This is a genomic window from Salinadaptatus halalkaliphilus, from assembly GCF_006543045.1.
GTDB classification, from domain to species: Archaea; Halobacteriota; Halobacteria; order Halobacteriales; family Natrialbaceae; genus Salinadaptatus; species Salinadaptatus halalkaliphilus.
In genome coordinates this window covers 83,467-105,694 of record NZ_RBZW01000058.1, presented here as the reverse complement: position 1 = coordinate 105,694, position 22,228 = coordinate 83,467, and the positions used below count along the sequence as shown (strand labels likewise).

The following is a 22,228-nucleotide window of genomic DNA, read 5'->3' as shown; positions in this document are numbered from 1 at the left end:
CCGTGGTCGATGACTTCCAGCCGAGCCGCCAGAAGACGGACCTCGCCGAGGTCGTCGAGATGCTGCTGGACAAGGGGATCGTTATCAACGCCGACATCGCGGTCTCGATCGGCGACACGCAACTGCTCGGCGTCCAGCTTCGTGCGGCCATCGCCTCCTTCGAAACCGCGGCGAAGTACGGCCTCGAGTTCCCCGAGGGAACCGATATGCGGCGAGTCGCCGAGGCGGCCGGCGATCCCGAACTCGCGGAGATGGAACGACCGAATCCCGCGATCGATCCGACCCGAAGCGTCAACGTGACGCCCGACGAGAGCGACGGCGGCGACGCGAACGCTGAGGGATCGAACGACGGCGAGAACCGGAGTGGCATTGTAGCCAACGACGGGGACGAAACGGACAGCAGTTTCGAGCCATCGGATCGGGGCACCGAACACCTCGGCGCGCGTCCGGACCCGGAACGGCCGACGGCCGGCGGCTTCGACATGATCAGCGACGACGAGGGTGAGCGGGATTCGGGCGACGCCGCCGAGGACGATGCGAGTGCTACCGGGGAAGGCGATACGGCGGATATCGACGACCAACCAACCACCGAAACAGCGACCGAAGAATCGGGGGGTGAGTGACGTGACGCAGATCGACGTCGGCGACGGCACGGACGCCCGCCAGGGGCTGCTCACGCTCGTCGTGACCGTCGTCGAGATTCTGATCGACGCACTCGAGCGCGAGGCAGTTCGGCGGATGGAGTCGGGCGCACTGGCCGACGAGGAGATCGAACGCCTCGGCACCCAGCTCGCGACGATCGAGGCCGAGATCGAACAGCTCAAAGCCGACGAGGGAATCGAAGACGGCGTCGAGGACCTTCGCGGGGATCTCGACGGCCTCGTCAACGACGCGATCGAGCAACTTCACGGCGAGCCGACGATCTCTCAGGCGCCCGGCTACTCGGTCTTCGGAGGTGAGCAGGAGTGAGTTTCGAGAACGCCGATCCGGGCGACCGGACCGCTGAGACGACCGATACCGCGGGGGACGTTCCGGAATTTGACGAGGGCCGGTATCTCTACTGCATCGTCCAGGCCGGGGCGGATACCACGCTCGAGACCACCGGTGTCGACGACGAGCCAGTGTCGGTCGTCGTCGAGAACGGCATCGGCGCGGTCGTCCACCCCTGCGACGGGCTCTACGACTCGTCGGATCTGACGGAGATTCGGCGCTGGCTGGTGCGCCACCAGACCGTCGTCGACGACGCCGGCGAGAGATTCGACACGCCGATCCCCTTCCAGTTCGATACGATCCTCCGGGGGGACGATGGGGCCGTCCGCGAGTGGCTCCGCGAGGAACGGGAGACTCTCGAGCGTGCACTCTCGGGACTGGCCGGCCACTGGGAGTACCGCGTCGAGGTCGTCGAGACGGATCCGATCGACGACGAGACGTTGATCGAACGCGACGAGCGACTGGCCGACCTGCAGTCCGAGATCGACGACGCCGAAGACGGTACCGCCTTTCTCCTCGAGAAACAGCGCGACCAGCGTCTGGCCGAGCGACGGGCCGCTCGTCGGGAATCGGTGACCGCCGACCTCGAGTCGCGACTGGCCGAGACGGTCCGGGAGGTCCACGCCCTCGAACGATCACCGACGGCCTCGCTCGACGCGGATGCGGTGTCGGACGAGCGCGACGAGGGCGAGACGCTCTGTCGGCTCACGCTGTTGGCCCACGAGGCCGACGAGGGGGTGGTCGGCTCGATTCTCGACGACGTAGCCTCGACCGACGGTCTCGAGGTTCGATTCACCGGCCCGTGGCCGCCGTATACGTTCGCGCCGGAACTGGGCGAGTCGGACCCACAGGACGCTGGAGGGGCGAATCCATGAGACCGAGCAAGGACCAGGAAGCGCTCGTCGACGTCCTCGATGTGCTGTTGCGAGATGGGGCCATCCTTCGGGCGGACGTGATCCTCTCCGTCGCCGACGTGCCACTCGTCGGGATCAAGCTCACCGCGGCTATCGCGGGGATGAAGACGATGACCGAGTACGGGCTCTTCGAGGAGTGGGACCTCGAACACCGCCGGTCAGCGGTTACTCGTCGGGGCTCTTACGGGTCCGGACGTCGTCGATAACCGAACTGGCGGTGTCCTGGGTATCGGCGACGAGCGCGCCGGCGAGCCCGCCGATTGCGCCGCCAGTACTGGCCGCGTTACGGCTGAACACCGCGCCGATCGCGGCACCGACTGCAGCACCGATCGCCGCGTATCGAGCGCGGCGTGCGATCGTCGTCAGATTGTCTCTTAGTGCCGAGATGTCGTCGGTCGGGAGTTTCGCTTCCATACCTAGTCCGTGGTGAGTCACGTAAATAAACATGTCTCTCGAGTCGGCGATCACGCGTCCGCTGTGAACGGCTCCGATCGCCGGCTACAGCAGCCGGTCGACCGCGGCGAGCGACTCGAGGACGTAGTCGGGTTCGATCCGCGAGGCCTCGAGCGTCGCGGGGTCGGTCACGCCGGTTTCGACGACGGCCGTCGTCATGCCGGCCCGGTTGCCGAGCGCGATGTCCGTATCGAGGCGGTCGCCGACGACGAGCGTTTTGGCGGGCTCGGTCCCGAGACGATCCATCGCCGCCTCGGCCGCGACGCTCGAGGGTTTGCCGAGGACAGCGTCGGGTTCGCGGCCGGCGACGGCTTCCATCGCGGCGAGGATCGCGCCCGAGCCCGGTATCTGGCCGTCGTCGATCGGAATCGTCGTATCCGGATCGGTGCCGTAGAAGGGAACGTCGCCCTCGAGCGCCCGCAGTGACTCCCACAGCGTGCCGTAGGAGAACTCCTTGTCGAACGAGCCGAGGACGACATCGGCTGCGTCGGGATCGTCGGTAAGCTCGACGGCCGCGCCCTCGAGAATCGCCTCGAGGCGGTCACTGCCCACGAGATACACCGTCGCACCGGGGTGATTGTCGGACAGGTACGACGCGGCGACGGCCGCCGAGGTGAGCACCCGCTCCGGATCGATGTCGATCCCGTGTGGCTCGAGTCGATCGCGATAGTAGCCACCGTCGCGGGTCGGGTTGTTCGAAAACAGGAGTCGATCACAGTCCGCGGCCTTGAGGGCTGCCAGGCCGTCGGTCACGTTCGGGAGTAACGCGTCTCCCCGAACGATCGTCCCGTCGACGTCGAGAATCGCCGCCTCGTAGTCGGTCATGGACTACTGTAGGGACGGCCGGCGATTGAGTGTTTGGAAAGGGTGTCCCCGAACCGACGCCATACGGACAATCAGTAGATGACGTGACCGAGTACGAACACGACGATGCCCAGCGAGAACGAGACGAGCCACAGCGCCGCGGCGATGCGCCCGACGCGGGCGTGGGCGGTCCGACGCAATTCCGTCACCGAGTGTGCGCCCGCGAGCAACAGCGCGTAGTAGACCAGCGGCACGCAGACGATCGCGAGCAGGATGTGGATCGCGAGCACCGGAAGGTAAACGAACTGGTAGACGGTCTCGGGGCCGGGAAACGGCTGGGGCCCGCCGGTCGCGACCAGCCGATACAGATAGAGGACGAGAAAGCTCGCGAACAGGCCGAACGACGCGACCATCGCGAGTCGGTGCCGGTCGACGTTCCCTCGACGGATCGCTCGCCACCCCACCGTGATCGTCACGATCGCGGCCGCGCTGATGCCAACGTTGACGTACGGGATCGACTCGAGCACCCACTGGGGCGCGGTCGGTACCGCCGATCGCGGAACCTGGCCGCCGGCGGCCGCAAACACCACCACCAGCGAGACGACGCTCAAGAGAACCGTCAGCGGACGGACGCGCTCTCGCGGGACGAACGTCATATGCCGACCTTCGACCGGGACGGGAAAGCCGTTTCTGTCTCTCCGCGCGACTCGACGGCGGCGCGTTCGACTCGTCGAACTCGAGCGAAGACGCCTTCGGGGTGTCGCCGACCAGCATCGGCCTGCTGGTGGACGGTCTACACCGCCCGGCGCTTGTCTTCGTGCCGTTGTGCGGCGTGCTCGCCGATCGGTACGGTCGCACTCTCCTGGATCCGGACGGCCGGTGAACGAGGTGGACGACCGAGGAGTGGTACGGATTACTGTAACGATGTACCGACGCAACCGCCGCCCGGGTCGCGGCTGTGCCGGTACATCGTTACAGTAATCCGTATCAGTATGCTGAGTCGGTAGCCCGTCGCGAAGCCGTCGCTTTTGGATCGTAGTGTTCTGAAGGAATATGCGTGGGTGATGTCCACGAAGGGAGATCACCTGCATCGTTGTGCTCGGCGGCGATGCCGCCTCGCAATTGGTGGAGATCGTCCACCCGTGCGATGCGTGGGACCGGATTCGAACCGGCGGACCCCTACGGGACAGCGCCCTCAACGCTGCGCCGTTGGCCTGGCTTGGCTACCCACGCTCGCGGTGTCTTTCTTACTGCACTCAATCGTATCCAGCGTGATTATAAAAGCCCTTTCCTTTGTGCTTGCGACTGCGTCGACCTCACACGGAACCGGGTCGAACGGAGCGTTAAAATGCGACAGTTGCCAAATGGTATCATGGCCAAATACTCGACGGGTTCGTCCTCCGGGGGCGGCGGGACGAACTGCGAACTCTGTGGCGCCGAAAGCGATTCGCTCCGGCTCGCGAACGTCGCCGGTGCCGAACTCGAGGTCTGTCGGGACTGTGCGCCCCACGACGACAGCCAGCGCGGCCCAAGCGGACAGGACCAGTCTCGCGACGACTCGCGCGAGGACGAACCGAGCCGCAAGCAGAAGGCGGCTCAGAACGTCGCCAAGGCGAACCCGGTGTGGGACGGCGACTCCGAACACTGGGAAAAAGAAGGGACGAACTACAGCGACGATCCGTTGCCGTATCTCGTCTCCTCTTACGGCGATGTCCTCGTCGAGGCGCGCCAAGAGGCGGGCTTACAGCGCGAGGAACTCGCCGAGGAACTGGGCGCTCGCGAGAAGGATCTCCTCGCGATCGAACAGGGACGAGCAACGCAGGCCGGAATCGGTGGCGGCCTCATCGAAGCCATCGAGGACTACCTCGAGATCGAACTCTCGGAGTGATCGCCGACGCGAGTGAGCGGGTGCCTCGGCGAGCAGCTTTTTGGTGGCGGACGGTAGAGTACGACCGATGAGCGGACAACGGGCAGCTGCAGAGCCGTATACGACGCGATTCGAGACCGAGGTGACCGCCGTCGACGGACGGCAAGTCCGGCTCGAGCGAAGTTACTTCTACGGAGAAAGCGGCGGCCAGCCGGCCGACCGGGGCTCGATCGGCGAGTATGAAGTCGTCGCCGTCCAACTCGTCGACGGCGAGCAGGTGCATCACCTCGCGGCGGAGCCGTCGTTCTCGCCCGGCCGGCGGGTGCTGTGTTCGATCGACCGGGCGTTTCGACTGTACTGTCTGCGGGCTCACACCGCCAGTCACGTCCTCTACGGCGCCGGCAGACGGCTTCTCGAGGACCTCGGCTACGCCGGGTTCGACATCGGCGAGCAGAAGGTTCGAGTCGACCTCGAGACGCCGACGCCGATCGACGACGAGACGATGATCGACCTCGAGCGACTGGTCAACCGCGTCGTCTGGGAGTCGCGGCCGGTCTCCTGGGAGTCGGTGCCAGTCGGGTCGGTACGGGACCGGTCGGACGTGGCGTTCAACGACGCGACCGAAGACGGCGCGCTCGAGGACGGCCGCGTTCGACTCGTGACGATCGGCGGGAAAGACAAGACCGAGAACGGACACACGACCGCGCTCCGCAATGGATCGACCGGCAGTATCGCCGACGGGGACGGTTCCGACAACTGGGACGTCGCGGCCTGTGGCGGTACTCACGTCCGGAACACGCGCGAAATCGGCCCAGTGACGGTGCTCGGCCGATCGAACCCCGGCGAAGGGAAGACCCGTCTCGAACTGGCTGTCGGGCCGATGGCGATCGATCGCCGAGCGGCGGAGAAACGGGCAGCCTTCGACGCCAAACGCGTGCTCGGAACGAGCATCGATGCGGTCGGTGACGAGGCGGCGCGACTCGTTGACGACCGGGAGGCCCTTACCGACCAACTTCGAGAGCGAGAACGCGAACTCGTCGCCGAGCGACTCGAGCGCGCATCGACGATCGACCGGGACGACGAAGGATGGCTACTCGCCGACGTCGGCGACGTGCCAACGGATGTCGTCAGCGATGTCGTTCAAGAGCAGACCGACGACGAGGGGGTGGCCGTCGGCGTGGACGACGGGCAAGCGGATGTCGTCATCGCCGTCGGCCAGAGTGACACTGGGTACGCGGTCGTCGGTGCGGTCGGTTCTCAGTCGGCGACGGCGGTTCTCGAGGAGATAACGGCGACCGTCGGCGGCGGCGGTGGTGGCTCGGCGCAACTCGCACAGGGTGGCGGGTTCGACGCGGGCCTCGAGGACGTTCGTCGCGCCCTCGAGTAAGGCTCAGTGTCAACGCTCTTAATGTAGGCGCTCGAAGACGCGCCAATGGCTTCGACCCAACAGGTCCGGGATCGAATCGTCGACGGTGGCGTCATCGCAGTACTCCGTGGGATCGACGAATCCGATATCGTCCCCGCCGCGCGAGCGATACACGAGGGTGGCGTCGACGCACTCGAGGTGACTGCCGACGGGACGCGAGCGCGCGAGAAACTCGTCGCCGTCGCCCGAGAACTGGCGGGAACCGACGCCGTCGTCGGTGCGGGAACGGTCCACGACGCCGCGACGGCCCAGTCGATGATCGACGCCGGCGCGTCGTTCGTCGTCTCGCCGCATACGGATCTCGAGGTCGTCGAGACGTGTAACCGACACGGCGTGTTGTCGGCACCCGGCGTGATGACGCCGACGGAGACGATGACGGCAATGGAGGCCGGCGCGGACGTACTCAAACTCTTTCCCGCCGCGACCGTCGGCCCGGCTCACATCAGTTCGATCCGGGGGCCGTTCGGCGACGTCGACATCGTTCCGACCGGCGGGATCTCCCAGGACAACGTCGGGGCGTATTTCGACGCCGGCGCTGTCGCCGTCGGCGCCGGCAGCGCACTCGTCGATTACGACGCGATCGCAGACGGCGATTTCGACGAAGTGCGCGAGACGGCCGCGTCGTTCGTCGAGGCCGTCGAGGCAACGCGAACGTGATCGGGACTCGGTAGTACAGTTTCCGCCCGTTCAGCTACGGAATGTCGAACAGTGACGACTCCAGATACGTGTCAGGTTACGTTAGCGCCTACGGTATTTTACCGGTGCGCTCGAAAGGGTCTGGCATGACTGGAACAGGCGATGAGCACGTAAATCTGATCGATATCTTACTGATCGAACCAAACCCAGGCGACACTCGCCTCTTTACCGAATCCTTCGCCGAGACGCAGCTAACGAACAGCGTCTACACCGTTTCCGACGGTGACGAGAGCCTCGACTTTCTCTATCAGCGAGGGGAGTTTGCAGACGCCTCACAGCCGGATCTGATTTTGCTCGAGCCGCAGTTACCGGGAACGGACGGTGCTGATATCCTCTCGAGGATGAACGACGAGCCGGTGCTCTCGGACATTCCGGTCGTCGTGTTGACGAGCTCGAGCGTCGGCGAAGAGATCATCAAATCACACGGCCTCGAAGCCGACTACTACGTCCAGAAACCGGTCGAGCCCGAGGATTTTCTCGAGTTTGTCCAGGAGATCGAGGATCTGTGGTTGTCGATCGTCCAGCAACCGCCCACGGAGAGCTAAGAAGGACCGTTGTACGCCGTCACCGGCGTAACGGGGAGCGGTTCTGTGGATGTGCCAGAAACACGTTAGACCAGACCGTATGAGTCCGTATGAATCGGCCGTTTACCTACTCTATCAGCTCGATTCCATAATTCACTACCGATTGAGTAAATGATTTAGGCTTCGGGACTAACGTGGACGTATGAAAGCGATCGCAGTCGAGCCCGGGGCTGGAACACCGGCTCTCGTCGACGTTCCCCGTCCCGAACCAGCGCGGGGCGAGGCCCTCGTTCGGACGCTTCGCGTTGGCGTCGATGGAACCGACCACGAAGTCATCGCCGGCCACCACGGTGACGTACCTGCGGGGGCGGACCAACTCGTCCTCGGTCACGAGGCCGTCGGCGTCGTCGAGGATCCGAACGGCACCGACCTCGAGCGGGGGGAGTACGTCGTCCCGACGGTCCGACGGCCGCCAAACGGCACCAACGCGTACTTCGAGCGCGGTGAGCCCGATATGGCCCCTGACGGGGAGTACGTCGAACGAGGGATCGTCGGCGCTCACGGCTTCATGGCCGAGTACGTTACCAGTCCGGCGACGGATCTGGTGGCGATTTCCGCCGACCTCGCCGAACACGGATTCCTCGTCGAGCCGATCAGCATCACCGAGAAAGCCCTCGAGCACGCCTTCGCCTCGCGAGCGGCCTTCGAGTGGGATCACGAGTCGGCGCTCGTCCTCGGAAACGGGTCGCTCGGCCTGTTGACGCTGGCGATGCTCGAGACGATCTACGACGTGGATCGGACCTATTGTCTGGGTCGACGCGACCGTCCGGATCCGTCGATCGATCTCATCGAAGCGCTGGGATCGACGTATATCGACTCTCGCGAGACGCCGGTGTCGGCGATTCCAGAGGCGTACGAAGCCGTCGACCTCGTCTACGAGGCGACCGGCTACGCCAAACACGCTTTCGAGACGGTCGACGCGCTCGCACCCAACGGCGTCGGCGTCCTCCTCGGGGTCCCCGAGCCGTGGTCGTTCGAGGTCGACGGCGGCCGACTCCACCGTGAACTCGTTCTCCACAACAAAGCGCTGCTTGGCACGGTCAACTCGAATCGCGGCCACTTCGAATCGGCGATCGACACGCTCTCACAGTTGCCCGAGTGGGTCCTTGCAGACCTCGTAACCGGTGTCTACGATCTCGAGGCGTACGACGCCGCGTTCGGGACGGGGGATGACGTTATCAAGACGGCCGTCGAATTCGATACCGTCTGATCTGCAAACGCCTCAACGAAGCGACCGATGAAAACCATTACTACGATCAAAGTAAGTAATTCAGCCTATGGGAGTCGACTACTCACAACTACACGACCCGAACGCCGAGTACACGATGCGGGACCTCTCCGCGGAGACGATGAACGTCACTCGCGAGCGCGGTGGCGGACGGGATGTCGAGATCACCGATATCCAGACCACGATGGTCGACGGCAACTTCCCCTGGACGCTCGTCCGCGTCTACACCGACGCTGGCATCGTCGGCACCGGCGAAGCCTACTGGGGGGCAGGCGCGCCCGAACTCATCGAGCGCATGGCGCCGTTTCTCCGGGGTGAGAATCCACTCGACATCGACCGTCTTACCGAACACCTCGTCCAGAAGATGTCCGGCGAGGGCTCGATCGGCGGCGTCACCGTCACCGCCATCTCCGGCATCGAGGTCGCCCTGCACGATCTGGCAGGAAAGATCCTCGAGGTGCCGGCCTACCAGTTACTCGGTGGCAAGTATCGTGACGACGTCCGCGTCTACTGCGACTGTCACACCGAAGAAGAAGCCGACCCCATCGCCTGTGCCGACGAAGCCGAACGCGTCGTCGAGGAACTGGGCTTCGACGCGCTGAAATTCGACCTCGACGTCCCCTCCGGCCACGAGAAAGACCGCGCGAACCGCCATCTCCGCGAACCGGAGATCGAACACAAGGCATCGATCGTCGAGGCCGTTACCGAACGGGTCGGCTCCCGTGCCGATGTCGCCTTCGACTGTCACTGGTCGTTTTCCGGCGGCTCCGCCAAGCGCCTCGCGAAACGCCTCGAAGAGTACGACGTCTGGTGGCTCGAGGATCCCGTCCCGCCGGAAAATCACGACGTGCAGCGAGAGGTGACCCAGTCGACGACGACGCCGATCACCGTCGGCGAGAACGTCTATCGTAACCACGGTCAGCGTCGGCTGATTGAAGGTCAGGCCGTCGACATCATCGCCCCAGACATGCCGAAGGTCGGTGGCATGCGCGAGACAGCAAAAATCGCCGACCTCGCGGATCTCTACTACGTGCCCGTCGCGATGCACAACGTCGCCTCACCGGTCGCGACCATGGCGAGTGCCCACGTCGGTGCGGCCGTCTCGAACGCCCTCGCCGTCGAGTACCACTCATACGAACTCGAGTGGTGGGCCGACCTCGTCGAGGAGGATGTCATCGACGACGGCTACATCGAGATTCCGGAACAGCCGGGCCTCGGTGTCACGCTCGACATGGATGTCGTCGCCGAACACGCCGTCGAAGGCGAGGAGATCTTCGACGAGGCCTAACCGATCGACGGAGCCGAGCCACCGCTCACGTCGTCGGCGAATCGCCGCGCCTGAACAGCGTCTCCACGTGGTCCGGGTGGAAGTTCTCGGGTGTCACGTCGCCGTCGACCTCGAGCGCTCGCGAGAGATAGGTGACGCTGTTTATTAGCCCGAGGTGGGAGAACGCCTGCGGAAAGTTCCCAAGCAAGGTTCCGTCGTCGGGATCAATCTTCTCGGCGTAGAGTCCGAGCGGGTTCGCACAGTCGAGGAGCGATTCGAAGTACTCTCGAGCGAGATCGATTCGATTCGACAGCACGAGCGCGTCGATCAGCCAGCACGAACAGAGGACGAACCCCGTCTGCTCGTCGGGACGGATCTCCGAGTCGACGAACCGGACGACGAATCCCTCGTCGGTAGTGAGGCGCTCGAGGACGGTGTCGATCGTCGACTGGACGCGGTCGTCCTCGGGTGGGAGGAACTCGTAAATCGGAATCAGCAGGGCGACGGCGTCGATCGCCTCGTCGGTCTCGAAGTGCTGGACGAAACTCTCGGCCGATTCGCTGTATCCCCGGGTTTCGATGGCCTCACGAACGGCGTCGCGACTCTCCGTCCAGCGATCGATCGGGGCCTCGAGGTCGTGGTCGGCCGCCAGTGCGAGCCCGCGATCGAGTGCGACCCAGCACAGTAGTTTCGAGTGCAGGAAGTGACGACGCTCGTCGCGAAACTCCCAGATGCCGGCGTCGCGTTCGTTCCAGTGGTCACAGACGTAGTCGACGATCGAGTAAATCGCGTCCCACTCGTCGCGAATATCCGTCGTCTCGTCGAACTGCATGGTCTCGTAGATCGCCTGCACGATCGTGCCGTAGACGTCGAGTTGCCGCTGTGGCGCCGCGCCGTTGCCGATCCGTACGGGTCCAGTCTCACGATAGCCAGCGAGATGCTCGAGTTCCCGCTCGACGATATCGGTCTCGCCGTGGAGGTCGTACAGCGGCTGGATATCTTCGGGATCGGTCCGGGCGATGTCGGCGAACCACTCGAAGTACTTCCTGGCTTCCTCGCGGTGACCGGTGTCGTGCAGTGCCTGAACGGTAAACTTGGCGTCGCGGATCCAGTTGTAGCGGTAGTCCCAGGTGCGGTCCGAACCGATCTTCTCCGGAATCGATGTCGTCGCCGCGGCGGGAATCGCCCCCGTCTCCTGATGGATGAGCAGTTTCAGGACGAGTTCCGAGCGACCGACCATCTCGTGCCAACGCTCGGGCATCGCACCGGGCGGCTCCTCACGGTGGCCGAGCCACTCCCGCCAGTAGCGCTTCGTTTCGTCGAGCGTCGCTTCGGGGTCGCCGGTCGCCAACGGTTCGCGACCGCCGTACTGGACGCCGGTCCAGCAGCTCTGGCCGGCCTCGAGCGATGCCGTGCCCGTCACGGTCGCCGACGACGATAGCTCGAGATCGTCGATAGCGCCGCCTGCATACAGCGCCAGCCGCTCGTCCTCTCCCGCAGCGAGAACGCCGTCGTCGACTCGCTCGAGTGACGGCGTCGTCCGGGCGTAATCGAACCGCGGTGCGAACTCGAGTTCGAGATCGATCTCGCCGCGGTCGCACTCGAGGCGGCGGTAGATCGCCTGCTGAAACAGTTCTTCGACCCCCGATTCGCGTTCGGCACCGGTACTCCCGTCGGGAATCGGCATGAAGTCGGTGACCGTCGCCTGCCCGTTCGCCGTCTCGAACGTGGTCTCGAGGACGTTGGTCCGGTCGACGTAGTCGAAATGCGCTTCGTAGGCCGCGGCCGGCGAAATAGCGAAGTGACCACCGTCTGCAGCGTCCAGCAGGCGAGCGAAGACGCTCGACGACTCGAGGTGAGGAAAACAACACCAATCGATCGAGCCGTGACGGCTCACGAGTGCACACCGGTCGTCGTTGCCGATAACGCCGTAGTCACGAAGTGGTGGATACTTCATGCAGGATAGTCGGTGTCGATGTAACCACCGCGTGTGCCAAGAATCGTTGGCCAGCAACCGCCGGGACGCCGTCGGCGACCGTCACAGGCGGCGACGGTCTCCGGGACTTTAGATGCGACCCGTTTTCGAATCACTTCAGGTGTCGACGTTCTCGCGTGCTGCCTCGAGGTGGCGTCGCTCGACGACGACCTCGTCGGCTTTGGCGTTTGCATCGTCGGGATCGTGCTCGCTGGCGACCTCCCGAATCGCCTTCATCGAGGCGTCTCTGACCAGCGCCTCGAGGTCGGCGCCGGTGTAACCCTCGAGGTCCGCTGCGAGATCGGCCACGTCGACGTCGTCGGCGAGCGGTTTGCCTCGGGTGTGGACCTCGAGGATCTTCTCGCGGGCCGCCTGGTCCGGTTCGCCGACGAGGACGTGCGTGTCGAGTCGGCCCGGCCGGAGCAAGGCGGGATCGATCTGGTCCTTGCGATTGGTTGCCGCGAGGACGACGAGATTCGGGTTCTCGCGCATCCCGTCGAGTTCCGTCAGGAGCTGGGAGACGACCCGTTCGGTCACTTCGTGACTCTCGCCGCGTGCACCGGTGATGGCGTCGATTTCGTCGAAGAAGACGATCGAGGGGGCGGACTGGCGGGCGCGTTCGAACACCTCGCGAATCGCCTTCTCGCTCTCCCCGACGTAGCGGTCGACGATCTCAGGGCCGTCGACCCGAACGAAGTTGACGTCCGTCTCGCCGGCCAGCGCGCGGGCAAGCAGCGTCTTGCCAGTGCCCGGCGGTCCATAGAGCAGGACGCCCGAGGGTGGATCCGTGTTGGTTTCCTCGAAGAGCCGATCGTAGGTCAGCGGCCACTCGACCGATTCCCGAAGCGTTCCTTTGGCGTCCTCGAGACCACCGACATCCGCGAAGTCAGTGGTCGGCGACTCGGCGACGTACTCGCGCATCGCGGACGGTTCGACCGACGCCAGCGCCTCGTCGAAGTGACGTTTGTGGACCAGCGGATCGCGGTTCCACGCCTCGCGTTCGTCGGTTTCGGTCGGGCGATCCCGGATCGCTGCCATCGCCGCTTCGCTCGCGACGCCGTCTAAGTCGGCACCGACGAACCCGTGCGTTCGTCGAGCGATCGTCTCGACCGTGACGTCGTCGGCGAGTGGCATCCCACGGGTGTGGACCTCGAGGATCTCCGTGCGCCCCTCCTCGTCCGGGACGCCGATCTGGATCTCGCGGTCGAAGCGCCCGCCCCGGCGAAGTGCGGGGTCGATCGTGTCGACCCGGTTGGTCGCCCCGATGACGATCACGTCACCCCGACCGTCGAGGCCGTCCATCAGCGTCAACAGTTGGCCGACGATCCGGTTTTCGGCGTCGCCCTCGTCGTCGCGGGTGCCCGCGATGGAGTCGATCTCGTCGAAGAAAATGATCGTCGGCGCGTTCGCCTCGGCCATCTCGAAGACCTCCCGCAGACGCTCTTCGGATTCGCCCTTGTACTTCGACATGATCTCCGGCCCGGAGATCGTCTCGAAGTTGGCGTCGACCTCGTTGGCGACCGCGCGGGCGATCAGCGTCTTGCCTGTCCCTGGCGGGCCGTAGAGCAAGACTCCCGAGGGTGGCTCGACGCCCAGTCGCTGAAACAGTTCTGGCTCCGACAGCGGGAGCTCGATCATCTCGCGAACGAGCTCGAGTTCCTCGTCTAACCCGCCGATGTCCTCGTAGGTGACGCCGGAACTGGGCTCGACGTCGCCGTCGTAGTCGGTCTCGGTGTTAGACGCCGTCGACTGTTCGGTCCCGCCGCTGGTGGCCGTCGACGAATCGCTCGAGGCGGTGTTCGACTCGGTCTGGACGACCCGTATCGTCGTCGAACTCGTGATGCGAACGTCCCCGCGAGGATCGGTGTCGACGACCCGGAACGGATCGGTGCCGACGCCCTCGATACGGACCTGTTCGCCGACCCGAACCGGGCGATTGCGGAGTTTCTTCGTCGCCTCGCGAGTACTGAGCTGGTCGGCACCGCTCGAGACCGATGGCGGGGGGGCGAGTGTTACGCGCTCGGCGTCCCGGATCGAGGACGTATCCTTCGAGCGAACGGTGACCGTATCCCCGACGTGGACGCCGGCGTTGGCTCGCGTGTCCGCATCGACCTGGATGGCGTTCTCGGGGATCGATGGATCCGCGGGCCAGAGCTTGGCGACGGTCCGCTCGTCGCCTTCGATGACGACGGTGTCGCCGCTCAGGACGCCGAGTCGTCGTCGCGCCTGTTCGGGGACCCGTGCGACGCCGCGACCGGCGTCGCGCTTCTCCGCGGCTTGGACCGACAGCGTCACGCCGTCGGCGTCCGATCCACTCATATCAGTTCCTTTCGCGTCGATCGTCTTGAGAATTGCCCCACGCCTCGAGCGGTCGAGTCTCGGTCACAGCGCGTTCTCGAGCACGCGGTCGATCCCGCGTCGGATGCGTTCGGACGCGGCCGGTGGCGAGATACCGAGTTCGTCAGCGATCGCCTTCGTCGAGGTTTCGCGGGGCACGGTGAAGTATCCCTCCTCACGGGCGACGAGCAGGGCGTCGTACTGTTGTTCGGTGAGCCCCAGCGGCGGACCGTCGCTGCCCGGTTCCTGGCGCAACCGCTCGAGGGAGAAGGTGCCGCCACGGTCGAGACAGAACGCCCGATACTCGGCCAACGCCTCGCGGTCGGGAAAGCGTGCTCGAGACCACCAGCCGTCGACGGTGACGATACCGCCAAGCGGGGTGGTCCCGACCTCGACGAACTTCCGGTAAATCGGCAGCGGCGGATCGGAGAGCGTAATTCGGTAGAGGGCGCTCTCCGTCGACTCGTCGACGGTGGCGTGGGCATCGACCGTTGGATCGTCTGCCAGTGCCTCGCGGAACGCTTCGTACGGACCGACGGCCCGACAGAAGACGACCGGTCGATCCGGATCGACGACGAGAATTCGATCGATGTACAGCGTGACGTCCGGCACCGCAGCAACCGCATCGGTCAATGGTAACTCGAGCGAGCGAACCTGAAACTCCGCGACGAGACCCATACCCACATGTTCGGCGACAGTATATAAATGGCTTAATGTATGAGAGTTACGCTCAACGCCGTCTGGCAAATACTCACGATCGATATGGCAACTAGCAGCCAGCCGCAGATGCAACTCGACGACGAGCGACGGTCGCATCGATACTATCGCAACGCAGTCGAACGCCATTGGGACCCACACGACATCGACCTCGAAGCCGACCTCGAGGGTGTCGCGGAGCTGTCCGAGCCCGGATTCGAGGCACTCAAAGAGTCACTCGCGAAGTTCGGTGCCGGTGAAGAGGCCGTTACCGAGGACCTCGCGCCGCTGGCCGTCGTCCTCGAGGATATCGACGATCAGCTGTTCATCACGACCCAACTCTACGAGGAGTCGAAGCACGCGGACTTCTTCGATCGCTACTGGCGGGAGGTCGTTCACACGGAAGAGCAGCGACGTGGGCAGGAGCTCTCGTCGCCGACGGCCGACCACTGGTTCGACGACGCCTACGACGAACTGTTCGAGCGCAACGAGGAAGCGATGACGAGACTTCTCGAGGAGGACACGCCCGAGACGCGGGCGAAGGCCCACTGTCACTACCACATGACGATCGAAGGGATTCTGGCTCAGACGGGCTACTACGGTCTAACGCTGGCCTACGGTGAAGACGAAGACGCGCTTCCGGATCTTCCCGGCCTCGTCGATGGACTCACACAGATCCGCGGCGACGAGGGCCGCCACGTCGGATTCGGGATGGCCCAACTGAAGGCATTGGTCGCCGAGGAGGACGTCGATCCGTCGCTCATCCGGGAGACGGTCGGCGATCTGGTCCCGCTCGTCCAGTCGAGTCTCGTGGACGGCGGCGACGGTGGCGACGGCGGTGGCGCAGATGGCCCCGGCCCGAGCCCGTCCGAACTCGCAACCTACGCGACCCAAAAGCACGAACAGCGAATGCAACAGATCACCTCCGCAAGCGCCGACATTCCGGACGTGGAAGAGCTCACACAGCTTGACGCCTGATACGGATTGCTGCAACGGTTTACCGGCGCAACCGCGAACCGACGGCGGTTGCGCCGGAAATGACTTCCAGTAATCCCGCTACGGGCGTACTCGACTCCGTCACATCACCTCTCACATCGGAGAAACGCAGATACACGTTCGCCACGTCACCGTGTGGTATGGTCGTCCAGACCCAGCGGGACGACGCCACCTGGTACGAGTGTAAACTACCCTCCCCTACGTCGCTCGGGGACAATAGCCCCGCTCATTCCGGGAACACGTTACAGCCGAACGTATCCGTGACTGCTGTCCGGACATCTCACTCGAGTCGGTCGCGATGCTCGGCGGCGAGCTCGCGGGCCTGCTCGATAGTGTGGGTCGTCGTCCAGCGAACACGGTCGTCGTCGCCGTATGCCAGCGCGCTCTTGAGGTCGTCCTGCAACGGACCGTAATCGATCGAGACTACCGTCCCCGACTCGTCGCCAAGTTCGTAGACGCCGGGTCGGTCGGGGACGCTCGAGACGGTCTCGCGGTCGAGGGATTGCCAGGATTTCTGGAGTGGCATCGACTCGATCACACCCCAGCGGTATCGTCAGCGGTGGAGCTCTCATCGTCGAGACCGCCCGAAGCCGACTGCTCGTCGACGGTTTCGGGGGCGACGAGTTCGTAGGCGTGTTCGCTCATCTCGTCTTCTGCGAAGACGAACACCCGACCGTCGACGACCTCGAGGTCGGCCTCGACCCGGATCGAATACGCTGCCGTCGAGACGGTGACCCCAGGATACAGCACCTCCTCGTCGTCTTCCTCGAGCATGACCCGACCGACGCCGGTCGTCTCGAGAATGTCGTCGTGGGTGTCGCGGTCGTTGACATAGGTCATGACCCCCTCGATCCCGTCGGGATCGGTGACGAGAACGTGGACGTGCTTGCCAGGCGGCGTCGTCAGCGACTCCGCGACCGGATCCGGCGGCCCGTGGTAAAAAACCTCACGACCGTCGAGATACTCGACGACGACTCCGCCATCGACGAGATCGACGCCGATCGTACTCGGGGCGACGTTACTGCGTGCACTCATAGTGGTCCGTTCGTTCGGATCGGGGAAAAACGGTACGTTCCCAACGACGTAGGCGCCGTTCGAGGACAACGACCTCCATGCAGGTCTTTGGATCTCGCGGCTTTCGCCAGAACGGACGGCTCCGGAACCACTCCCACATCAGCCGCGAGTACGCCGATACGTGCTCTACGGCCTGCTCGAGTCAGTGCGAAAGGGTCCATCGCAGCCCGCTCGGTGATACCGTCAGCCGTAAATACGCGGTCTGAGAGTGGTTCCGTATGGACGGCCGCGCCGTCGCGCCAGCAGCCGGATCGATCCTGAATGCGTTTGCGATCAGGGCCGGCGTTCGACTCCATCCCGCTCGAGGAGGCTACGACTGGGGGACGACCGCGGCGGAGCGAGACGATTACTGACGATGCGAACGGACGACACACATACGACATGACTCGAGAGACCGCTACAGACGGCACGGGGAATCGGACGCCGGACGAGATGAGTCTGGACGAACTGCGCGAGGAGATCGAAACGATCGATCGCGAAATCGTCGAACTGATCGCCCAGCGAACCTACGTCGCGGACACGATCGCCCAGGTCAAAGCCGAGCAGGATCTGCCGACGACCGACGAAAGCCAAGAACAACAGGTGATGGATCGGGCTGGCGAAAACGCCGAACAGTTCGATGTCGACGCGAATCTCGTCAAGGCGATCTTCCGGCTGCTGATCGAACTGAACAAGGTTGAGCAAAGGAACACTAGATAGCACTAATCGGGTTTCTAAGCGCGTGTAGCGCTAATAAGCGATTAGAAATCTTCCGGCTGCTGTTCAGTTGGTTTGTGTTGAACGGATTGAGCAGTAGACCGATCACCAGAACCAGCGGACACTACACGTGCATACGTACCTTTTTCTCGTCGGGTTCGCTCGCGTTGCTCGCTCACCGCTCCTCGAAAAATCTACGCTAAAAAGGCCGCTCGCTCCCGTTGGTCGCTCGCGGGTGCACTGCTTGCATCACGACCGCAGCGGTAACGCCTCAGCCTATACTGATCACAGCAGATACGTCAGTCCAGTCCGAGACTCAGTTTCAACGCTTCGTCCACTGCCTCCACCGACTCTCTGTCGAGACTCCCAAGCACCGAGTGAATCCGTTTTTCGATGGAGACGACACGAATTTGATCGAGGCGAATCGAGGAATCCTTCTCGAACGGCGACTCCGCTGCTTCAACGAGAACCTCGAACGGATAGCCCCGATATGTCCCCGTCGCGGGTGCAACGATAGTCGTGCTAGCATTGTTATTCCCAACGTCGTTCTGGACGACTACCGCAGGGCGAGTTTTCTTCATTTCGTGCCCTTCCGCAGGATCGAGTCGAACGATAACAACGTCGCCGCGACGAATTTCCGAGTCCTCGCTCATTTATCCAGCCTGTCCCACGCCTCGTCCGATGCTTCGTCCCACTCTTCTGCAAGCTCTTCCGCACTCTCAGATGCCTCGCGGTACGCAGCAGCCAGTTCATCTTCGTTGGGATGGTCAGATTCTACCTCAACAACGGCGACGGTCACACGCTTGTTCGCGTACTCCGTTCCGAGATAGATTCGACCTCGATCATCGGTCTCGTTAGTTCGTAGGTCCCGAGCATCTACTTTCGTCATGTTACCGACTTGGACCCACTGCTGAATAAGTGTTGCCCACTATTACCCACGGCAGATATTTTCTGTGACTCGTACCATGGATTTCATCTACCTGAACAAAGTTGAGCAGCGAGAGAATCGGTAGGATTTAAAACACACGTCTTAGATACTCTATCTCGTGAACTACTCCGCCCTACTCACTCACGGCTTGCGCCGTTCGTTCCTTGAGGACGGAGCTTCCTGCTTCTACGACGCGACTTGCAGACACGGAAAGCGTATCCACAGCATCCACGAGAACGGAGTTCTCGTGCGGGCGTCCTCAGAACCGAAGTTCTGATGGGCTGTACAAGAGCTTGCTCTTGTGAACGCTGTATCCCCGTCGCTATGCTCTGTTCGCTCCTTACGGACGAGGGCTTAGCGCCCTCTATTTCAGCTAAAGAAGTTTGAGAAACAGAAAGTCCGTCGTTTTATATCGAAGGACACGTTCAACAGCATTCCGATTTCCATGTTGCTCGGATCTGAAATCGAAGCCGTGACGCTGACATGCATCTTGTAACGAGTGCGATCCATCGACGGAAAACACGGCGTCGAAGATGTCGTGTTTCTCGGAGAATTCCGTCAGAAACGAATGAGCGAGTACCTTTGCTGTTGTCGGTTCAAGCTTTGTATGGCACAATTCGTTAGTCTCAGGATCGACTGCAGTGTACAGCCAATACTGCTCATTATTTAGTTAGATTATAGTTTCGTCAACCGAAACGTAATCCGGACACCGACCAGACCCGGGCTGTAGGTCGGCCATGAGAACCCAATTGTGAACGGTGGGCTGAGCGCGTTCGACACCAAATACCTCAATAATAGATACAGTATTCAAAAGCGAGAGTCAGCAAGATGCAGCTAAATACTGCGCTTCATTAGCAATCGCGGTGTCGCTTCTTGTTCAACAAACGCTACGGTGATCTCGTCTAAACAACCGTTGAGGCGGTCGTTTTCGGGCATAGATCACTCAGAAAACGAATCGCCTCATCCTTATCTGAACACCGCCAGTACAGACGACAGTAGATATAAATATTATACCACCACTCGTCCAGGTATGACACTCGATTTCGAGCCGTTTACGCTTGCTGCGGCGATAGCGGATCTCTCTGAGGAACCGAATGCGCGTCCGTCCGCCGACGCTATCGAGTTCCGAATGGACCTCGCCGACTCTCCGCTCGAGGCCCTCGCCGAATACGACGGCGACCTGCCTCTCATCGTGACGAACCGCGCCGAGTGGGAAGGTGGTGAGGCACCTGACGAAAACCGGATCGAGACGCTGACCACGGCAGTCGATTCTCCCAACGTCGAAGCCGTCGACATCGAACTGGCGTCACTCGAGGACGGAGACGGAACCGAACTACTCGAGGCAGCATCGCAACAGGACGTCTCGGTTATCGTTTCGACGCACAACTTCGAGGAGACACCTCCCGCAGACGAACTGAGTCGCCTCTTACGTGACGCTGGCGAATACGGCGACGTTGCCAAGCTCGCTGTCACAGCAGACGACTACGATGATACGCTCGCTCTCCTCGAGGTGACATACAAACACAGTTCACGTGGTGAAACGGTCGCTACCATGTCGATGGGTGCTGTCGGCGGTCACACGCGGGCCGTCGCGTTCGCGTACGGTTCCGCAATCGGATATGCACCGGTCGACCCGACGAAGGCAACGGCACCCGGCCAGTACGATATCGAGACGCTCCGCCGTCTCGCCGACGACCTCGTATAATGCGCTCGAGTACCAGCCACATTGCTCCGTATTTTCGGTCGCTGCTCTCTCCGATCGACCGCAGCCCGCTCACTGAATTACAATAGTCCATATGTGAGTAAAGTGACTTCGAATGGGGATCGGGCGTCCAACCCAGGGAACCAACTACTAACCATCCCTCGTTACGAAACGGCTAGTTCGAGATCCCTTCAACAACACGAACGACTCCAGTGACCGATCGATCATCGCCGTATTACCAACAGCGTCGGTCGTGAATGCAACCAGAGCACATCTGTCCAACCGACACAACTATAAAATACATTCTCTGCGATGCGATGAGAAGATAGCGCATGGCAGACACTGATGCAGGAAGTAGCTACTGAAATCGATGTACGTTCATGAAAGCAGTCAGTGCGGAAGCGACCGTTGGTTTCGCCGGCTGTATGGACGATCTCAGCGGCGAGAACGAAGAGTAGTCGACAGGAGTGCGGGACTCCACAGAGGACCATGGCAGATGCACATCTCGACGAGCTACCGAATATGGATTCTCTCAACTGGTAATTTCAATGTTCGATAAAATCCCGGGAAAGACACAAATCAAACATGTATTCATAAGATTCGTGCACCGTCTTCCACCGTCGTCGTAAACCAGACTGACCCCTCGCGAAGCTCCCACTTTTCTTTAACCGACTCGAGGGATTCTCGCTCGCCGACGGCAACAAAGCTCGGTCCGGATCCAGAAAGAGAGACGCCCTTCGTCGCTGGTAACGCTTCGAGAATCGGTTCTGCAGTAAACCGTAGCGCCGTACAAAACGCAAATCCGTTCAGCATCATCGCTTCCTTATACCTCCCCTCTACTACCATGTCGAGTATTTCGTCAGCAACCGGTGCCAACTGTTTACAACGATCGTGATCGACTTCGGAACTGAACGCCTGTTTTGGTGGCGTCCAAACCAGGACATCCCAGTCGATGGTGTCGCGTTGAATGAGCTCGTCTTCTGAATTATCTGTCACTGTCACACCACCGAACATTGATGCCGTCGCATCGTCGAACGCACCGGTCGTGGTGACGTTTGCATCCCGTGCTGCGTTGACGCCGATGCGAGTTGCTTCTAGCATCGTCACCGAGTGATCGGCGTCGTTGGTGCTAGTGGCGTCGTTTTGCCCGGTGATACGTCGCTGTCCACCATCGCTCCGGACGCCGTTCTGTGTCGTTGCATCGAGGATTGCAACGTCGAGCGCATCGAGTGTCGCCAGTACGGACGCGTTGGCGACGACGCTCGAGGATTTGAGGCCCGCGGCCATCGGAATATCACTATCGGTCGTCACGGTCGCTCCTTCCCCGTCTCCGAACCGTTCGATACAACGTTCGGCGCACCGTTCGATGAGCGTCGTATCGATGTTGGATTTTCCTTTGACCGCTCCCGTAACCGTTCCAGAATTATCGAGTTCTACAGTCGCAGTCCCGTATTTGTCGATACCGAACGCGGATCCGTATCCTGTTGCGAACGCACAAAGAATTGTCCCAGCAGCAGGAGCAGCAGCACGACCTTTCATTGAGGGTCCGTATGGAAAGAGTGTACAAAGGAATAGCGATTCATGAGTAGCTCCTC

25 protein-coding genes, 1 tRNA gene and 1 pseudogene are annotated in these 22,228 nt (G+C 62.4%); 14 read left to right on the top strand and 13 right to left on the bottom strand.

Annotation, left to right across the window (positions count from 1 at the left end; genetic code table 11):
- Positions 1 to 2 precede the first annotated feature (2 nt).
- Genes gvpJ through gvpM form a run of 4 tightly spaced genes read left to right on the top strand, consistent with a single transcriptional unit; the run spans position 3 to position 2,110 of the window.
- Entirely contained in the window at positions 3 to 623 is a 621-nt protein-coding gene (gene gvpJ / locus D8Y22_RS17005; protein WP_141466081.1) for a gas vesicle protein GvpJ, read from the top strand.
- Between the two features lies 1 nt (position 624).
- The gene (locus D8Y22_RS17000) at positions 625 to 969 is read left to right on the top strand and encodes a gas vesicle protein K (RefSeq protein ID WP_141465884.1); all 345 of its coding nucleotides are present in this window, start codon (positions 625 to 627) and stop codon (positions 967 to 969) included.
- A complete protein-coding gene (gvpL, locus tag D8Y22_RS16995) occupies positions 966 to 1,865 on the top strand; it encodes a gas vesicle protein GvpL (protein ID WP_141465883.1) in 900 nt (299 codons plus the stop codon). Before D8Y22_RS17000 ends, gvpL begins: the two co-directional genes overlap by 4 nt.
- Positions 1,862 to 2,110 (top strand): gas vesicle protein GvpM, encoded by a 249-nt coding sequence (gene gvpM / locus D8Y22_RS16990; protein WP_141465882.1) that lies wholly within the window; start codon positions 1,862 to 1,864, stop codon positions 2,108 to 2,110. Before gvpL ends, gvpM begins: the two co-directional genes overlap by 4 nt.
- Here the strand turns inward: gvpM and D8Y22_RS16985 are convergent.
- The 4 genes from D8Y22_RS16985 to D8Y22_RS16970 all read right to left on the bottom strand — a co-directional run bounded on the left by D8Y22_RS16985 (position 2,070) and on the right by D8Y22_RS16970 (position 4,394).
- Entirely contained in the window at positions 2,070 to 2,318 is a 249-nt protein-coding gene (locus tag D8Y22_RS16985) for a glycine zipper 2TM domain-containing protein (RefSeq protein WP_141465881.1), read from the bottom strand. The two genes, gvpM and D8Y22_RS16985, sit on opposite strands and share 41 nt — an antisense overlap.
- A gap of 84 nt (positions 2,319 to 2,402) precedes the next feature.
- The gene (locus tag D8Y22_RS16980; protein WP_141465880.1) at positions 2,403 to 3,182 is read right to left on the bottom strand and encodes an HAD-IIA family hydrolase; all 780 of its coding nucleotides are present in this window, start codon (positions 3,180 to 3,182) and stop codon (positions 2,403 to 2,405) included.
- Between the two features lie 71 nt (positions 3,183 to 3,253).
- Positions 3,254 to 3,817: a DUF420 domain-containing protein gene (locus tag D8Y22_RS16975; RefSeq protein WP_141465879.1), complete on the bottom strand. Its 564-nt coding sequence runs from the start codon at positions 3,815 to 3,817 to the stop codon at positions 3,254 to 3,256.
- A gap of 492 nt (positions 3,818 to 4,309) precedes the next feature.
- Positions 4,310 to 4,394: transfer RNA gene (locus D8Y22_RS16970), tRNA-Leu, on the bottom strand.
- Between the two features lie 139 nt (positions 4,395 to 4,533).
- Here D8Y22_RS16970 and D8Y22_RS16965 point away from each other — a divergent pair.
- From D8Y22_RS16965 to D8Y22_RS16940, 6 genes are all read left to right on the top strand, one after another.
- Positions 4,534 to 5,049 carry a helix-turn-helix domain-containing protein gene (locus tag D8Y22_RS16965; protein ID WP_246084485.1) on the top strand — a complete coding sequence of 172 codons (516 nt, stop codon included), beginning with the start codon at positions 4,534 to 4,536 and terminating at the stop codon, positions 5,047 to 5,049.
- Between the two features lie 67 nt (positions 5,050 to 5,116).
- Positions 5,117 to 6,415 carry an alanine--tRNA ligase-related protein gene (locus D8Y22_RS16960; RefSeq protein ID WP_141465877.1) on the top strand — a complete coding sequence of 433 codons (1,299 nt, stop codon included), beginning with the start codon at positions 5,117 to 5,119 and terminating at the stop codon, positions 6,413 to 6,415.
- 45 nt (positions 6,416 to 6,460) lie between these two features.
- Positions 6,461 to 7,111, top strand: a complete 651-nt coding sequence (locus D8Y22_RS16955; protein WP_141465876.1) for a bifunctional 4-hydroxy-2-oxoglutarate aldolase/2-dehydro-3-deoxy-phosphogluconate aldolase — start codon at positions 6,461 to 6,463, stop codon at positions 7,109 to 7,111.
- 125 nt (positions 7,112 to 7,236) lie between these two features.
- Positions 7,237 to 7,695, top strand: coding sequence for a response regulator (locus tag D8Y22_RS16950; RefSeq protein WP_141465875.1), 459 nt, complete (start codon positions 7,237 to 7,239; stop codon positions 7,693 to 7,695).
- Between the two features lie 181 nt (positions 7,696 to 7,876).
- A complete protein-coding gene (locus tag D8Y22_RS16945; protein ID WP_141465874.1) occupies positions 7,877 to 8,944 on the top strand; it encodes a glucose 1-dehydrogenase in 1,068 nt (355 codons plus the stop codon).
- Positions 8,945 to 9,011: 67 nt separating this feature from the next.
- Positions 9,012 to 10,250 (top strand): mandelate racemase/muconate lactonizing enzyme family protein, encoded by a 1,239-nt coding sequence (locus D8Y22_RS16940; protein ID WP_141465873.1) that lies wholly within the window; start codon positions 9,012 to 9,014, stop codon positions 10,248 to 10,250.
- Between the two features lie 25 nt (positions 10,251 to 10,275).
- Here the strand turns inward: D8Y22_RS16940 and D8Y22_RS16935 are convergent, their stop codons facing one another.
- From D8Y22_RS16935 to D8Y22_RS16925, 3 genes are all read right to left on the bottom strand, one after another.
- A complete protein-coding gene (locus D8Y22_RS16935; protein ID WP_394348214.1) occupies positions 10,276 to 12,240 on the bottom strand; it encodes a glycoside hydrolase family 15 protein in 1,965 nt (654 codons plus the stop codon).
- Positions 12,241 to 12,321: 81 nt separating this feature from the next.
- Complete coding sequence (locus D8Y22_RS16930) at positions 12,322 to 14,523, bottom strand: AAA family ATPase (RefSeq protein WP_141465871.1); 2,202 nt, start codon at positions 14,521 to 14,523, stop codon at positions 12,322 to 12,324.
- Positions 14,524 to 14,586: 63 nt separating this feature from the next.
- A complete protein-coding gene (locus D8Y22_RS16925) occupies positions 14,587 to 15,219 on the bottom strand; it encodes a helix-turn-helix domain-containing protein (RefSeq protein WP_141465870.1) in 633 nt (210 codons plus the stop codon).
- A gap of 84 nt (positions 15,220 to 15,303) precedes the next feature.
- On the opposite strand from D8Y22_RS16925, the gene D8Y22_RS16920 reads away from it, so the two are divergent.
- Entirely contained in the window at positions 15,304 to 16,215 is a 912-nt protein-coding gene (locus tag D8Y22_RS16920; protein ID WP_141465869.1) for a ribonucleotide-diphosphate reductase subunit beta, read from the top strand.
- Positions 16,216 to 16,513: 298 nt separating this feature from the next.
- Here D8Y22_RS16920 and D8Y22_RS16915 read toward each other — a convergent pair whose 3' ends face one another.
- The gene (locus D8Y22_RS16915) at positions 16,514 to 16,759 is read right to left on the bottom strand and encodes a DUF7508 domain-containing protein (protein WP_141465868.1); all 246 of its coding nucleotides are present in this window, start codon (positions 16,757 to 16,759) and stop codon (positions 16,514 to 16,516) included.
- A gap of 8 nt (positions 16,760 to 16,767) precedes the next feature.
- Complete coding sequence (locus D8Y22_RS16910; protein WP_141465867.1) at positions 16,768 to 17,268, bottom strand: DUF5796 family protein; 501 nt, start codon at positions 17,266 to 17,268, stop codon at positions 16,768 to 16,770.
- A gap of 257 nt (positions 17,269 to 17,525) precedes the next feature.
- On the opposite strand from D8Y22_RS16910, the gene D8Y22_RS23175 reads away from it, so the two are divergent.
- Both D8Y22_RS23175 and D8Y22_RS16905 read left to right on the top strand, forming a co-directional pair.
- Complete coding sequence (locus D8Y22_RS23175) at positions 17,526 to 17,660, top strand: hypothetical protein (RefSeq protein WP_281282408.1); 135 nt, start codon at positions 17,526 to 17,528, stop codon at positions 17,658 to 17,660.
- A 28-nt stretch (positions 17,661 to 17,688) separates the two neighbouring features.
- Positions 17,689 to 18,006, top strand: a complete 318-nt coding sequence (locus tag D8Y22_RS16905; protein ID WP_141465866.1) for a chorismate mutase — start codon at positions 17,689 to 17,691, stop codon at positions 18,004 to 18,006.
- Between the two features lie 296 nt (positions 18,007 to 18,302).
- On the opposite strand, the gene D8Y22_RS16900 is transcribed toward D8Y22_RS16905, so the two are convergent.
- From D8Y22_RS16900 to D8Y22_RS16890, 3 genes and pseudogenes are all read right to left on the bottom strand, one after another.
- Complete coding sequence (locus D8Y22_RS16900; RefSeq protein ID WP_141465865.1) at positions 18,303 to 18,656, bottom strand: type II toxin-antitoxin system PemK/MazF family toxin; 354 nt, start codon at positions 18,654 to 18,656, stop codon at positions 18,303 to 18,305.
- Entirely contained in the window at positions 18,653 to 18,892 is a 240-nt protein-coding gene (locus D8Y22_RS16895) for a hypothetical protein (RefSeq protein ID WP_141465864.1), read from the bottom strand. Before D8Y22_RS16895 ends, D8Y22_RS16900 begins: the two co-directional genes overlap by 4 nt.
- 408 nt (positions 18,893 to 19,300) lie before the next feature.
- A pseudogene (locus D8Y22_RS16890) lies at positions 19,301 to 19,867 on the bottom strand (IS6 family transposase).
- A gap of 94 nt (positions 19,868 to 19,961) precedes the next feature.
- On the opposite strand from D8Y22_RS16890, the gene D8Y22_RS16885 reads away from it, so the two are divergent.
- The gene (locus tag D8Y22_RS16885; protein WP_141465863.1) at positions 19,962 to 20,636 is read left to right on the top strand and encodes a type I 3-dehydroquinate dehydratase; all 675 of its coding nucleotides are present in this window, start codon (positions 19,962 to 19,964) and stop codon (positions 20,634 to 20,636) included.
- Positions 20,637 to 21,224: 588 nt separating this feature from the next.
- Here D8Y22_RS16885 and D8Y22_RS16880 read toward each other — a convergent pair.
- Positions 21,225 to 22,172 (bottom strand): shikimate kinase, encoded by a 948-nt coding sequence (locus D8Y22_RS16880; RefSeq protein WP_141465862.1) that lies wholly within the window; start codon positions 22,170 to 22,172, stop codon positions 21,225 to 21,227.
- Positions 22,173 to 22,228: the final 56 nt, after the last annotated feature.